14 protein-coding genes are annotated in these 12,633 nt (G+C 34.5%); 5 read left to right on the top strand and 9 right to left on the bottom strand.

What is annotated here, in order from left to right; genetic code table 11:
- Positions 1 to 198: 198 nt before the first annotated feature.
- The 3 genes from J7574_RS00195 to J7574_RS00205 form a co-directional block, all read right to left on the bottom strand.
- Entirely contained in the window at positions 199 to 2,592 is a 2,394-nt protein-coding gene (locus J7574_RS00195) for a ribonucleoside-diphosphate reductase subunit alpha (RefSeq protein ID WP_290962714.1), read from the bottom strand.
- Positions 2,593 to 2,854: 262 nt separating this feature from the next.
- Positions 2,855 to 3,832, bottom strand: a complete 978-nt coding sequence (locus tag J7574_RS00200; RefSeq protein ID WP_290962715.1) for a ribonucleotide-diphosphate reductase subunit beta — start codon at positions 3,830 to 3,832, stop codon at positions 2,855 to 2,857.
- A gap of 338 nt (positions 3,833 to 4,170) precedes the next feature.
- On the bottom strand, positions 4,171 to 4,740 hold the full coding sequence (locus J7574_RS00205) for a DUF3109 family protein (protein WP_198855470.1): 570 nt from the start codon (positions 4,738 to 4,740) through the stop codon (positions 4,171 to 4,173).
- A 310-nt stretch (positions 4,741 to 5,050) separates the two neighbouring features.
- Between J7574_RS00205 and J7574_RS00210 the strand changes: the two genes are divergently transcribed.
- From J7574_RS00210 to J7574_RS00220, 3 genes are all read left to right on the top strand, one after another.
- Positions 5,051 to 5,629, top strand: coding sequence for a MarC family protein (locus J7574_RS00210; RefSeq protein ID WP_091494800.1), 579 nt, complete (start codon positions 5,051 to 5,053; stop codon positions 5,627 to 5,629).
- Positions 5,630 to 5,735: 106 nt separating this feature from the next.
- A complete protein-coding gene (locus tag J7574_RS00215) occupies positions 5,736 to 5,939 on the top strand; it encodes a hypothetical protein (protein ID WP_008465053.1) in 204 nt (67 codons plus the stop codon).
- A 1-nt stretch (position 5,940) separates the two neighbouring features.
- Positions 5,941 to 6,546 carry an FAD-dependent oxidoreductase gene (locus tag J7574_RS00220; RefSeq protein ID WP_290965389.1) on the top strand — a complete coding sequence of 202 codons (606 nt, stop codon included), beginning with the start codon at positions 5,941 to 5,943 and terminating at the stop codon, positions 6,544 to 6,546.
- A gap of 117 nt (positions 6,547 to 6,663) precedes the next feature.
- Here the strand turns inward: J7574_RS00220 and J7574_RS00225 are convergent, their stop codons facing one another.
- The 5 genes from J7574_RS00225 to J7574_RS00245 form a co-directional block, all read right to left on the bottom strand.
- Positions 6,664 to 6,981 carry a hypothetical protein gene (locus tag J7574_RS00225; RefSeq protein ID WP_290962722.1) on the bottom strand — a complete coding sequence of 106 codons (318 nt, stop codon included), beginning with the start codon at positions 6,979 to 6,981 and terminating at the stop codon, positions 6,664 to 6,666.
- A gap of 90 nt (positions 6,982 to 7,071) precedes the next feature.
- Positions 7,072 to 7,437, bottom strand: a complete 366-nt coding sequence (locus tag J7574_RS00230) for a nuclear transport factor 2 family protein (protein ID WP_290962724.1) — start codon at positions 7,435 to 7,437, stop codon at positions 7,072 to 7,074.
- A 16-nt stretch (positions 7,438 to 7,453) separates the two neighbouring features.
- Entirely contained in the window at positions 7,454 to 9,031 is a 1,578-nt protein-coding gene (locus J7574_RS00235) for a S41 family peptidase (RefSeq protein ID WP_290962725.1), read from the bottom strand.
- A complete protein-coding gene (locus J7574_RS00240) occupies positions 9,031 to 9,462 on the bottom strand; it encodes a dCMP deaminase family protein (protein ID WP_089054282.1) in 432 nt (143 codons plus the stop codon). The genes J7574_RS00235 and J7574_RS00240 overlap by 1 nt, the downstream gene beginning before the upstream one ends.
- Positions 9,463 to 9,468: 6 nt before the next feature.
- The gene (locus tag J7574_RS00245; RefSeq protein WP_129746527.1) at positions 9,469 to 10,062 is read right to left on the bottom strand and encodes a HupE/UreJ family protein; all 594 of its coding nucleotides are present in this window, start codon (positions 10,060 to 10,062) and stop codon (positions 9,469 to 9,471) included.
- Between the two features lie 168 nt (positions 10,063 to 10,230).
- Here J7574_RS00245 and J7574_RS00250 point away from each other — a divergent pair, with 168 nt between their 5' ends.
- Positions 10,231 to 10,662: a TerB family tellurite resistance protein gene (locus J7574_RS00250; RefSeq protein WP_290962730.1), complete on the top strand. Its 432-nt coding sequence runs from the start codon at positions 10,231 to 10,233 to the stop codon at positions 10,660 to 10,662.
- Positions 10,663 to 10,818: 156 nt separating this feature from the next.
- Here the strand turns inward: J7574_RS00250 and fbp are convergent, their stop codons facing one another.
- The gene (fbp, locus tag J7574_RS00255; RefSeq protein WP_290962732.1) at positions 10,819 to 11,826 is read right to left on the bottom strand and encodes a class 1 fructose-bisphosphatase; all 1,008 of its coding nucleotides are present in this window, start codon (positions 11,824 to 11,826) and stop codon (positions 10,819 to 10,821) included.
- A 262-nt stretch (positions 11,827 to 12,088) separates the two neighbouring features.
- Between fbp and J7574_RS00260 the strand changes: the two genes are divergently transcribed.
- Positions 12,089 to 12,577, top strand: coding sequence for a GNAT family N-acetyltransferase (locus J7574_RS00260; RefSeq protein WP_290962734.1), 489 nt, complete (start codon positions 12,089 to 12,091; stop codon positions 12,575 to 12,577).
- The last annotated feature ends 56 nt before the right edge of the window (positions 12,578 to 12,633 follow it).

Raw genomic sequence — 12,633 nt, forward strand, 5'->3', positions numbered from 1 at the left:
AACAATCATAATCAATCATAGCCCACGGTTTCAACCGTGGGAACGCAAAGAGGGTCATCATACGTCTCCCACGGTTGAAACCGTGGGCTATGTTTAAATTCGATGCCATTAAAAACCACAAAAAAAGCAGCTATCAACGATAACTGCTTTCTATATCAAATCTAAAATCTAAAATCTCAGATCAAAAATCTAAAATAATTAAGATCCACACATTTCACAATCCTCAGGATCTGCTGCTTGTGCTTTTAACAACATTGCTTTGTAATCTTCAACACTAATTGCTTCACTTTCCTGAACTAAAGAAGGTGCTGTTTCCTCTTTCTTATCGTTGTTTAATGTGAATTTAATCGCATCTACAGCCGCTTTTGTTCTTAGGTAATACATTCCTGTTTTTAAACCAGATTGCCAAGCGTAGAAGTGCATTGACGTTAATTTAGAATAGTTTGCATCTTGCATGAACAAGTTCAACGATTGAGACTGGTCAATGAAGTAACCTCTTTGGCGAGACATATCGATAATATCTTTCATTGACATTTCCCAAACTGTTTTGTAAAGATCTTTTAAGTTTTGTGGAATAATGTCAATGTTTTGGACAGATCCGTTATGGCGCATAATTTCCTGTTTCAATGACTCGTTCCATAAACCTAATTTTACTAAATCTTCTAGTAAATGTTTGTTTACTACAATGAACTCTCCAGACAGTACACGACGCGTGTAAATGTTTGAAGTATATGGTTCGAAAGCTTCGTTGTTTCCTAAAATTTGAGAAGTTGAAGCTGTTGGCATTGGCGCAACTAACAACGAGTTACGAACTCCATGTTCCATTACTTCTTTTCTTAAAGAAGCCCAGTCCCAACGACCTGATAATTCCTCATCTTTTAATCCCCACATGTTGTATTGGAACTCTCCTTGTGACATTGGTGAACCTGCAAAAGTTGAATATGGTCCTTCTTCTTTAGCCATTTCCATAGAAGCCGTTACAGCTGCGAAGTATAATGTTTCGAAGATTTCTTGGTTCAAAGCTTTAGCTTCGTCACTTGTAAATGGCATGCGAAGCATAATGAACGCATCTGCCAAACCTTGTACTCCTAATCCAACTGGACGGTGGCGCATGTTAGAATTTTCAGCCTCTTGTACGGGATAGTAGTTTCTATCGATTACTTTATTCAAGTTACGAGTTACACGTTTTGTAACATTGTAAAGTGCTTGGTGATCGAATTTTCCGTTTTCGATGAACATCGGTAATGAGATTGAAGCTAAGTTACAAACTGCAATTTCATCTTTAGAGGTAAACTCCATAATCTCTGTACACAAGTTTGAAGAACGGATAGTTCCTAAATTCTTGTGGTTCGATTTACGGTTTGCTGCATCTTTGTACAACATATACGGTGTTCCAGTCTCGATTTGAGATTCTAGGATTTTCTCCCATAATTCACGAGCACGGATTGTTTTTCTTCCTTTTCCTTGAAATTCGTAATCAGTATATAAAGCTTCAAATTCATCTCCATAAACGTCATATAATCCTGGACATTCGTTTGGACACATTAAAGTCCAAGTTGAATCTTCCTGAACACGTTTCATGAATAAATCTGAAGTCCACATCGCAAAGAATAAATCTCTTGCACGCATTTCTTCTTTTCCGTGGTTTTTCTTTAAATCCAAGAAATCAAAAATATCAGCATGCCAAGTTTCGATGTAAATCGCAAAACTACCTTTACGTTTCCCTCCGCCTTGATCTACGTAACGAGCTGTATCGTTAAACACACGCAACATCGGAACAATTCCGTTTGAAGTTCCGTTTGTACCACGAATATAAGATCCCGTTGCACGAACGTTATGAATAGAAAGTCCAATTCCTCCTGCTGATTGCGAGATTTTTGCTGTTTGTTTTAATGTATCATAAATACCGTCAATACTATCGTCTTGCATTGCCAAAAGGAAACAAGAAGACATTTGAGGTTTTGGAGTTCCTGCATTGAACAACGTTGGCGTTGCATGCGTAAAGAACTTTTTAGACATTAAATCGTAAGTTTCAATAACTGATTTTAAATCATCTAAGTGAATACCAACAGAAACACGCATTAACATGTGCTGCGGACGCTCAACGATTTTTCCGTTTATTTTAAGAAGATAAGAACGCTCCAAGGTTTTGAAACCAAAGTAATCGTAATTAAAATCTCTTGTATAAATAATATGAGAATCTAAAAAAGCAGCATTATCCTGAATCACTTTGTAAACATCATCTGCAATTAATGGAGCATCTTGTCCATTTCTCGGATTTACATAGTGATACATATCTTTCATCGTTTCTGAGAAAGATTTTTTAGTATTTGAATGTAGATTAGAAATAGCTATACGAGCTGCTAATTGAGCATAATCAGGATGCGCAATTGTCATAGAAGCCGCTGTTTCTGCCGCAAGATTATCCAACTCAGAAGTCGAAACCCCATCATACAATCCTTCGATAACTCTCATGGCTACCTTCACTGGATCTACAAGCTCATTTAAGCCGTAACACAATTTTTTGATTCTTTCTGTAATCTTATCAAACATTACGGGCTCTCTGTGGCCATCTCTTTTTACTACATACATAAGCTTACCTTTTATAGTTATTGAAAAAATGAAAGTAACTAGAAAACGAATTCTAGCACTTAAACATTGCGTGTTTTTAAATTAATTTTAGAGAATTACCAAATTCTCAATAGTTACTGGTTTCAAATTCGAAAATCGAATTTAAATGCGTCAAAAATTGCTATTGAATCTGCGACTTGGGGAAAGAGATTCAACCTTAAAATATTCTTGTAATCTTTTTTTAGTGTCTCTTGAAGATAGACACTAAAAGTATTTTTGTTGTCTAAAAATCTGCATCGAATGAAATTTTTTGAGCATCGCTGTCATTGTTCATCACACCTGACTTTTGATACTCTGCAACACGTTTTTCAAAGAAATTAGTTTTTCCTTGAAGAGAAATCATATCCATGAAATCAAACGGATTCGCTGATCCATAAACACGCTCGCAACCTAATTCTACTAATAATCTGTCGGCAACAAATTCTAAATACTGGGTCATTAAAGCAGCGTTCATACCAATTAAACTTACCGGAAGAGACTCTGTAACAAATTGTCTTTCGATGTCTAAAGCATCAACGATGATTTCTTTAATTCTGTCTTTTGGCACTTTGTTTACCAAGTGGTGATTGTGCAAGTGAACAGCAAAATCACAATGTACGCCTTCGTCACGAGAAATCAGCTCATTAGAGAATGTCAAACCTGGCATTAATCCACGTTTTTTCAACCAATAAATTGAACAGAAAGCTCCTGAGAAAAAGATTCCTTCAACTGCAGCAAAAGCAATAAGTCTTTCAGCAAACGAATCTGACTCGATCCATTTTAAAGCCCACTCTCCTTTTTTAGCAATTGCAGGAAATACTTCCAAAGCATTAAACAATTCTGTTTTTTCTGCTTCGTCTTTAACGTAAGTATCAATTAATAAAGAATAGGTTTCACTATGAATGTTTTCCATCATGATTTGGAAACCATAGAAAAATTTAGCTTCAGCATATTGCACTTCGTTTACAAAGTTCTCTGCAAGGTTTTCATTTACGATTCCGTCAGAAGCCGCAAAAAAAGCTAAAATATGCTTAATGAAATATCTTTCATCGTCATTCAATTTATTATTCCAATCTGTCAAATCTTGGTGCAAATCGATTTCTTCAGCAGTCCAGAAACTAGCTTCCATTTTTTTATACCATTCCCAAATATCATGATGTTTGATAGGAAAAATAACGAAACGATTTTTATTTTCTTGTAAGATTGGTTCTACTTGAGACATGACAATTTTTATTTAATTTTTATACCGAATTTTTTGCTAATTCAATAGACTACAAAGATTGTCAATTAACGCCAAAAATGAAAGTCAAACTTATTCACAATTTGCTGTAGTTTTTAACAACGCTAATTTTTTGAAACATTTTTCATACAATAATCAATTTCCTGTAAATGAATTATTTATATCAAATAATTAAATCTAACAGCCCGTAAAATATAGACTTTTTAATATAAAAAACAAGAAATTTTGAATAGTTTTACAAAGTTTTTTTTGGGTCAAAACTTTATTCTTTTGAGTCAAAAAAGCGCATAAAAAAAGCCTACTAAATAGGCTGATTTTTTTTATGAATTTTTATGCTCTTCTGCTACTTTTTCGAGTTCCAAATACCAATCTTCGCCAAAGCGTCTAATAAGCGCCTCTTTCACAAATTTGTAAACCGGAACTTCTAATTCTTTTCCTAACGAACAAGCATCATCGCAAATATCCCATTTGTCATAATTAACCGCAGCAAATTCTGTGAAGTCTTTTACTCGAATTGGATATAAATGACAAGAAACAGGTTTTTTCCAATCAACCACTCCTTGGTTGTAAGCTTGCTCGATTCCGCAAAGCGCCGTTTTTCCGTCAAAAATTACATAAGCACAATCCTTATTGTCAATAAGCGGCGTTTCAAGATCTCCATCGGTTCCTTTTACCCAAGTTCCCTGCGCTTCGATTGCTTCTATACCTTCTTTTCTTAAAAAAGGCTTTACTTTAGGATAGATTTCTTCTAAGATTTTAGTTTCAGCCTCATTCAAAGGCGCACCCGCATCTCCATCAACACAACAAGCTCCTTTACAAGCAGACAAGTTGCACACAAATTCTTTTTCCAGAATGTCCTCTGAAATAATAGTTTTACCTAACTGAAACATGATATTCTAATACTGTTGTTTTTAAAGTGCAAAGATAGTCAAAGAATAGACATAAAAAATATACCGCAAAGATTCGCAGAGTAAACACAAAGTTTCGCAAAGATTTTTAAGCATTTTAAAAAATATTACTTCGTGAATCTTTGCGGTAGATCTTTGTGAAACTCGGCGTCAAAAAACACAATTGTTACAAATATCACTTTTTTAACCAATAAAACATGTTTTTATAACAAAAATACATTGTAACGAAAAAACACCTAACTTTATTAACTACTTTTGCAGCAGTTTTTTAAACCCTAAAAATCAAAGCGATATGTTAGAAATCGATTTTAAAGAAATCATTACCGTTAGTATGGTGCTTTTTGCCGTAATTGATATTGTTGGCTCGATTCCGATTATTGTGAATTTACGAGCTAAAGTCGGACACATCGAATCTGAAAAAGCTTCTATTGTTGCTGGTGCCATAATGATTGTTTTTCTTTTTGTTGGAGAAGGTTTACTGAACTTAATTGGTATCGACGTTCACTCGTTTGCCGTTGCGGGATCTTTCGTTTTATTTTTCCTTGCTTTAGAAATGATTTTAGGAATCAGAATCTACCGTGACGAAGAACCAGGATCTGCATCAATTGTGCCTTTAGCTTTTCCTTTAATCGCTGGAGCAGGAACAATGACGACTTTATTATCCCTTCGATCTCAGTTTCATACCATTAATATTATTATCGCAATATTGCTAAATATTATCTTGGTTTACATTGTTTTAAAGTCTTCTAAAAAAATTGAAAATCTGCTAGGAGAAAACGGACTTGGAGTAGTTCGCAAGACATTTGGAGTAATACTTTTAGCAATTGCTGTTAAATTATTCGCTGCTAATGTTAAAGGTTTGTTTGTCTAAAATTTATTTTTATACATTTACCCCGTAAAATTTCTAAAATACAACTTTAGGCTATTTCCCCATAAAGTTTTACTTTATTATTTTAGACAAAAACAAAAACAATCGTATGAAAATTTTCACTTCAATCTTAGTGCTTTTGGCATTAGCTTTAATCGTTTTTAATATTACGCTATTAGACTTCAAAAACCCTTTTCAAGGTGATAGTATGGTAGCTTTTATTGGAATCGCCGCTTCATTTTGCGCTGTTTTGATTCTTTTGATTTTTAGAATTTCAAAAAGAATTGAAGAAAAAATGAATGACAACAGATAATATGTTTGATGTTTTAATTATTGGCGGAGGAGTATCTGGAATGTCTTGTGCTCTTGTCTTAGGATCCGCAAAAAACAAAACTTTTGTTACTGACAAAAAAATCGGAATTTTTACCCATCAGAAAAATTCTTCTTTACAAGAAGCAATCTTTTATAACGCTTACGGAATTACTCCAGGAAAATTAGGCTCTGAACTTTTAACTGAAAGCACACAGGATTTAGCCGCAACATACCCCCATATTACTCAAATTCCAAATGAGAAAGTAATGAAAATTGAGGGCAGTTATCCTGAATTTACCGTAGTGACCAACAAAAACTCATACAAAACAAAAAATATCGTGGTCGGAATTGGTTCTGCCAATACTTTTGACATTGAAGGCTTAATGCAATTTGTTGAGCCTCACAAAAAAGCACTTCCAGAAAAACAACGAATTCAGCTTAAAAACGAAGATCATAAAGTTGCTGACGGCATTTATGTAATCGGAACTTTGGCTGGATGGAGAAGTCAATTGGCCATTGCTGCCGGAAGCGGCGCTGCCGTAGCCACAGATATTCTTACTTTATGGAATAACGGAGTGCAAACTCACTCTCACGATAGTATTCGATAAGAGATTACCACATAAAATTATTAAACCATATAAGTGATATAAGTTCATTTAATCTATGCGCAAAGCATATATGAACTTACATTACTTATATGGTTTATTTTTTATACAGTTTGGTTTCTATTTAACCGAAACGATTTCTGTTACCTTAATGTGATTTTCGTCCTCACTTTTCCATTTTTCTCCTTTTACAGATACTACATCTCCAATTTTTAATTGTTTGTAGTTTTGAGGTCCGCCAACGTTTACAATACTTATTGTAGCAAAATAGACTTCTTTAGCGTCTGTAGTAATTTTTGCCGTGTAACCGTCTTTTCCTGCTTCAATAGCATCTACTTTACCAGAAACTACAGCGTTCACATCGTTTTTCATCGTTTTACAAGAGATTACAAAAGCCATTAAAATTGCTAGCAGACTTATTCTTTTTAAATTTTTCATATGATTTGATTTGAAGCGCAAATTAAGCTCACTTTAATAGTTATAGCTCAATTTTGTTTTAAGTTAATATTATTTTTTCAGCGTCAAACTTTATGCCAGCTGAACGCAGCTTCCTGCAATCACTTTCAAATTTTTGCCTGCCTTTTTCCAAACTCTGATGTATTTGAAAACTCCTTCAATAGGATTATTGTCATAAGCTCCTTTTAAAGCTACTGTAACAGCAACCACAGCCGAATCTTCAATTATATTCACAATTTGATCTGATGCTTCCAAGGAATTTATTTTCAGTTTTCCTGAACGATACGATTGCAAATCAAATTCTTTGGTTATCGTTTGTCCATCTGGCATGTTGAATAATAAATCATCATGAAGGATGGTTTCCAAAGCCAAAACATCCGATTTTTTAATGGCAGTTAAAAGTTCGATTTCTGCATCAACAACGGTTTCTATTTTCATGATATAAAGATTGAAGTTATTTCTTCGGAGTCAGAATTGTTTTTATCATGGCATCTTCTTTTAAGATTACATCATAATAATACAATTCTCCATAAAGCTGTCGGGCAAATTCAGCCATGATATAACGATTGACAAGCGCTTTTGTTTTATCCAATTTCAAATCTAAACCTGTCATCAAGATGTAATTCTTGAATTTCTTGAAATATAAATCTGAGGTTTTCATTTTGGCCAAAAATGCAGCAAAACTATCGCCTGCAAAAGCATTTCTATTTTTATCTAATTCTTCAAAAACAAAATGTCCCACAATTCCTGTTTGCAGTAAATAGGCCACATTTTCATTTCCATGCTCCGCTTCCATCGGCACAAAAACATCAGGAACGATTCCGCCTCCTCCGTACACAATCTTACCTTTTGGAGTTTTAAATTTTAATGAATCGGCCACTTTGATGCTGTCTTTTGCATACAATTCGCCAGTAGCAATTCTAGATTCTGATTCTTTAAAATACTCTTCATTTCCTTTCTTATACGGTTTTTGAATTGATCTTCCAGTCGGAGTATAATAACGCGCCACAGTTAATCGCACTGCAGATCCGTCATTAAAATCCATTTCACGCTGAACCAAACCTTTTCCAAAAGAACGTCTTCCAACAATAGTTCCGCGGTCATTATCTTGAATGGCTCCAGCTAAAATTTCGCTCGCTGAAGCGCTGTTTTCGTTAATTAAAACATACACTTTTCCAGTTTCAAAACTTCCTGCTTTTGTTGCGTATGTTTTTTCAGTAGAACCGTTTTTGCTTTTGGTGAAAACGATTAATTGTTTGTCTTTCAAAAATTCATCGGCAATAGCAATCGCTTCTTCCATATAACCGCCTCCATTATCGCGAAGGTCAATTACAAGCGACTGAATTCCTTTTTGTTTTAGTCTCGTTAAACCGGTTTTAAATTCGTTAAAAGTCGTTTCTGCAAAACGGTTTATTTTGATGTAGCCAACATTATTCCCAATTAATAAGGAAGCGTCAACGCTTTTAATTGGAATAATATCTCTCTTTACTTTAAACTTTAATTTCTTTTGTTCTGATTTTCTAAATACAGTCAACTCGATTTCTGAACCTTGAAGCCCTTTTAATTTAGAAAACAAACTATCTGAAGGCAGTTTTCGCCCGTATAATTTAGTTTTTCCTGCGAATAAAATGCGATCGCCAGATTTTATTCCCGCTTTTGCTGAAGGTCCGTTTTCAACTGGTTTTATAATCGCCACCGAATCTTTATACATGTAGAAATTGATTCCGATTCCGACGAAATCACCTTTCATGCTTTCGGCAACCTCAGCTTGCTCGCTTGGCGGAATATAAACAGAATGCGGATCTAGTTTGGAAAGAATATTATCGACCGTAAGATTTACAATCGAATCGGTATTGACACTATCAACATATTCGGTATTGATAAAATCAATCAGTTTATTAAGTTTGGTTTTTGAGTAATTTTTAGCCAAAAGCTGGTCACTTGCGGGAGCATTCATAAAGCTTCCGGCAATTGTTCCAAGAGCAAAAGTCGCTCCTATTACTATTGGCAAATATTTTGAATTAAATTTCATTACTCTTCTAAAACAGGAATATGTTCTACTTCTACACCTGCTTTTATTAAAAATTGAATTCCCGAATCGTCACGGTATCCGTTATGATAAACCACTCTTTTTATTCCAGACTGATGGATTAATTTACTGCATTCTTTGCAAGGCGAAAGCGTGATGTACAATGTCGCGCCTTCACAAGATTGCGTTGATCTGGCCACTTTCAGGATAGCATTCGCTTCAGCGTGCAAAACATCCCAGCGCGTTAGCCCATCTTCGTCTTCGCAGCAATTTTCAAATCCCGATGGAGTTCCATTGTAGCCATCAGAAATGATCATCCTATCTTTTACAATAATGGCACCAACCTGTTTACGTTTACAATAGGAAAGCAGACTCCACTCTTTTGCAATTCGCAGATATGCTTTATCGTATTTATTCAGCTTTTTTACTTCCATTTAAATTTATCTGTTCCAAATTGGGCTTTCAATAATCATCGGAATTACAACTCCAATAATAAAAGCCGACATTACAAGTGCCCAGTCACGTTTTGAAAAACGAAAAACGGTCTGCACTATATATGAAATTACCAGGACAACAAAAACCACTACTAGCTGAGCAGCTTCTATTCCTAAGGCAAACTCTCCCAAAGGTAACAATTTTGAGGTTGCAGAACCTCCTAAAATTGTTTTGAAATAATTGGAAAAACCTAGTCCGTGAATAATTCCAAAGAATAAAGTTATGAAAAATACCAGATTTACGCCATCATTTTTTGAGGTCTTCCCTGCCGTAAACAGATGATAAAGAGCTGTTATGAGAATTGTTATCGGAATCAGGAATTCTACAATATTTACTTTTATGGCAATAATTCCATAAACGGAAAGAATTAAAGCCAAGGTATGGCCAATTGTAAAAAGAGAAACCAATAAGAAAATCCTTTTCCAGTCTTTAAAAAGATACGGAACAGTTAAGGCGATTAAAAAAAGAACGTGATCGTAAGCATTGATATCTAAAACGTGTTTTAATCCTATTTGAAAATAAATCCAAAATTGTGACATAGGTGTATTGCAATTAAATAATTAGGGGTTGTAAACTTACGATTAATTTTCATACTTAAAGATTCGTGATACTAAATCCTGCAATAAAAATAAGTTAAATTTTATGAGAATTTTAAAATTGATAATTTAAAAATAAGGCTATATTTGTTTAACAAAAACTTTACAATTATGTCATTTTCAGAATTATTTGATAGCGAATTTAAACAAAGAAACAAAGGACACTTTTCTGCTATTGTTCGTGTAGCATTGGCCGACGGTGTTGTATATCCAGAGGAAAAAGAGTTCTTAGACAAATTGGCTTCTCGTTTAGAAATTACAGAGTCTGAGTACGAAGAAATTCTTAGCGATCCTTTAAAATATCCTATTAATCCGCCTTACTCTTATGTACAGCGTTTGGAGCGTTTATATGACCTAACTCGTATGGTACATGTTGACCATCATCTAGAAGACAAACAAGAAGTGCTTCTAAAAAAGATAAGTGTTGCCCTTGGATTTACACCTAGCAACGTAGATTATATTATTGCAAAAGCTTTATCATTAGTGGATAAAAAAGTAGATGCTGATACTTTTATCTACGAAATGCAGAATATGCATAAATAGTATTCAGTGGTCAGATTTTTAGTGGTCAGTTTTCACTGAAACTCAAAAAATTGAAACTTAACTAAAATTATAAACCCGACAAGTTTTTGAAAAACTGTCGGGTTTTTATTTTTATAGGTTAAACAAACCTGAAACTTAAAACTTGAAACAAAAAAATTAATTCGCTTCAGCCATAAATTCTTCGGCTTTTTCTACCATTTTATAACTTCCACAGAAAAATGGCACTCTTTGATGCAATTCTGTCGGTTGGATTTCCATAATTCGGTTGAAACCATCTGTGGCTTTTCCTCCCGCCTGTTCTGCTATAAACGCCATTGGACTGCATTCGTAAAGCAAACGCAATTTTCCTTTTGGTGCTTTTGAGCTTGTTGGATAAATATAAATTCCGCCTTTAATCATATTTCGATGAAAATCGGCTACCAAACTTCCAATGTATCTTGAAGTATAAGGTCTATCTTCTTCTTCACGCTGACAGTATTTGATGTAATTTTTTACTCCCTGCGGAAAATGAACATAATTTCCCTCGTTTACTGAGTAAATATTTCCATTTTCTGGAAATCTCATGTTGGGGTGCGAAAGGTAAAATGTACCAATCGCCGGATTTAGTGTAAAACCATTTACCCCATGTCCAGTCGTGTACACAAGCATAGTTGAAGTGCCATAAATTACATAGCCTGCTGCCACTTGATTGATTCCCGGCTGTAAAAAATCCTCGCTAGTTACCGGGGTTCCTATTGGAGTAATTCTTCTGAAAACAGAAAAAATAGTTCCGACAGAAACATTCACATCAATGTTTGAAGATCCGTCAAGCGGATCCATTAAGATCACGTACTTATTATTATGACTGTTGTCGCTCCCCTGAACAGTTATAAAATCGTCGTTTTCTTCAGAAGCAATACCACAGACAATCTCACGGTTTATTAACGTCTGGATAAATACTTCGTTGGCATAGACATCCAATTTTTGCTGGTCTTCTCCTTGAACATTCTGTTCGCCTGCGGCGCCAATAATGTCTACTAAACCTGCTTTGTTTACTTTATAGTTGACGACCTTGGCCGCCAAACGTATAGAGTTGATAATTCGCGAGAGTTCTCCCGACGAATACTGAAATGCTTTTTGGTTCTCAATAATAAACTCTCCCAGTGTTTTATTGCGTTCTTCCATTTCTAAATCGTTATAGTTTTATTTTTAAGTCACAAATATCGCTTATTTTGTGAGAATGATTCAAAAATTATTTTGTTAGTTTGTTACTATTGTATATTTGCTAATAATCTGTAAAAAGCATCTCATAAAATGAAGCTTTTTTAGATATTAAATAGTTAAAAATAGGAATATATGAAATTGCCACAATAAACTTTTGCGAAGCAAATTCCATAAAAGAAAAGGCAATACCATATAGGACCAAAAAAAATTAAAGTTTATCTATATGAATATTAGAAAAGGAAATCCTGAAGACATGAAATCGGTGTTAGGGCTTATTCAGGAGCTGGCAATATTCGAAAAAGAACCTGATGCGGTTGTCATTACAGAGGAAGATTTAGTACGTGACGGTTTTGGAGAAAAACCATTGTTTCACGTTTTTGTAGCAGAGATTGAAAACGAAGAAAAACAAAAAGAAATTGTTGGAATTGCATTGTATTACTATCGCTATTCTACCTGGAAAGGAAAAACAATCCATCTTGAAGATTTGATTGTAAAAGAAAAGATGCGAGGAACAGGTTTGGGTTCTGCACTTTATGCTGAAATCATGAAACAAGGAAAAAGAGATAACGTAAGAAGAGTTGAATGGAATGTTTTGGACTGGAACACACCGGCAGTAAAATTCTATGAAAATTCGGGTGCCAAAATTCTTGACGAATGGAGAGTTGTTCATATGGATGAAGCAGGCGTTAATGCATTTCTAGAAAAATTATAAAAATAAAAAACATAAGATTTCGCCCCAATCTGAAATCTAAAATCTAAAAATCTATA

Origin of the sequence: Flavobacterium sp., from assembly GCF_017744675.1 — a bacterium.
GTDB lineage: Bacteria > Bacteroidota > Bacteroidia > Flavobacteriales > Flavobacteriaceae > Flavobacterium.

Excerpts from the sequence above, each read along its gene's own strand:
- J7574_RS00195 (WP_290962714.1), bottom strand. The coding sequence starts at position 2,592 with ATGTATGTAGTAAAAAGAGATGGCCACAGAGAGCCCGTAATGTTTGAT.
- J7574_RS00200 (WP_290962715.1), bottom strand. The coding sequence starts at position 3,832 with ATGTCTCAAGTAGAACCAATCTTACAAGAAAATAAAAATCGTTTCGTT.
- J7574_RS00205 (WP_198855470.1), bottom strand. The coding sequence starts at position 4,740 with ATGTTTCAGTTAGGTAAAACTATTATTTCAGAGGACATTCTGGAAAAA.
- J7574_RS00210 (WP_091494800.1), top strand. The coding sequence starts at position 5,051 with ATGTTAGAAATCGATTTTAAAGAAATCATTACCGTTAGTATGGTGCTT.
- J7574_RS00215 (WP_008465053.1), top strand. The coding sequence starts at position 5,736 with ATGAAAATTTTCACTTCAATCTTAGTGCTTTTGGCATTAGCTTTAATC.
- J7574_RS00220 (WP_290965389.1), top strand. The coding sequence starts at position 5,941 with ATGTTTGATGTTTTAATTATTGGCGGAGGAGTATCTGGAATGTCTTGT.
- J7574_RS00225 (WP_290962722.1), bottom strand. The coding sequence starts at position 6,981 with ATGAAAAATTTAAAAAGAATAAGTCTGCTAGCAATTTTAATGGCTTTT.
- J7574_RS00230 (WP_290962724.1), bottom strand. The coding sequence starts at position 7,437 with ATGAAAATAGAAACCGTTGTTGATGCAGAAATCGAACTTTTAACTGCC.
- J7574_RS00235 (WP_290962725.1), bottom strand. The coding sequence starts at position 9,031 with ATGAAATTTAATTCAAAATATTTGCCAATAGTAATAGGAGCGACTTTT.
- J7574_RS00240 (WP_089054282.1), bottom strand. The coding sequence starts at position 9,462 with ATGGAAGTAAAAAAGCTGAATAAATACGATAAAGCATATCTGCGAATT.
- J7574_RS00245 (WP_129746527.1), bottom strand. The coding sequence starts at position 10,062 with ATGTCACAATTTTGGATTTATTTTCAAATAGGATTAAAACACGTTTTA.
- J7574_RS00250 (WP_290962730.1), top strand. The coding sequence starts at position 10,231 with ATGTCATTTTCAGAATTATTTGATAGCGAATTTAAACAAAGAAACAAA.
- fbp (WP_290962732.1), bottom strand. The coding sequence starts at position 11,826 with ATGGAAGAACGCAATAAAACACTGGGAGAGTTTATTATTGAGAACCAA.
- J7574_RS00260 (WP_290962734.1), top strand. The coding sequence starts at position 12,089 with ATGAATATTAGAAAAGGAAATCCTGAAGACATGAAATCGGTGTTAGGG.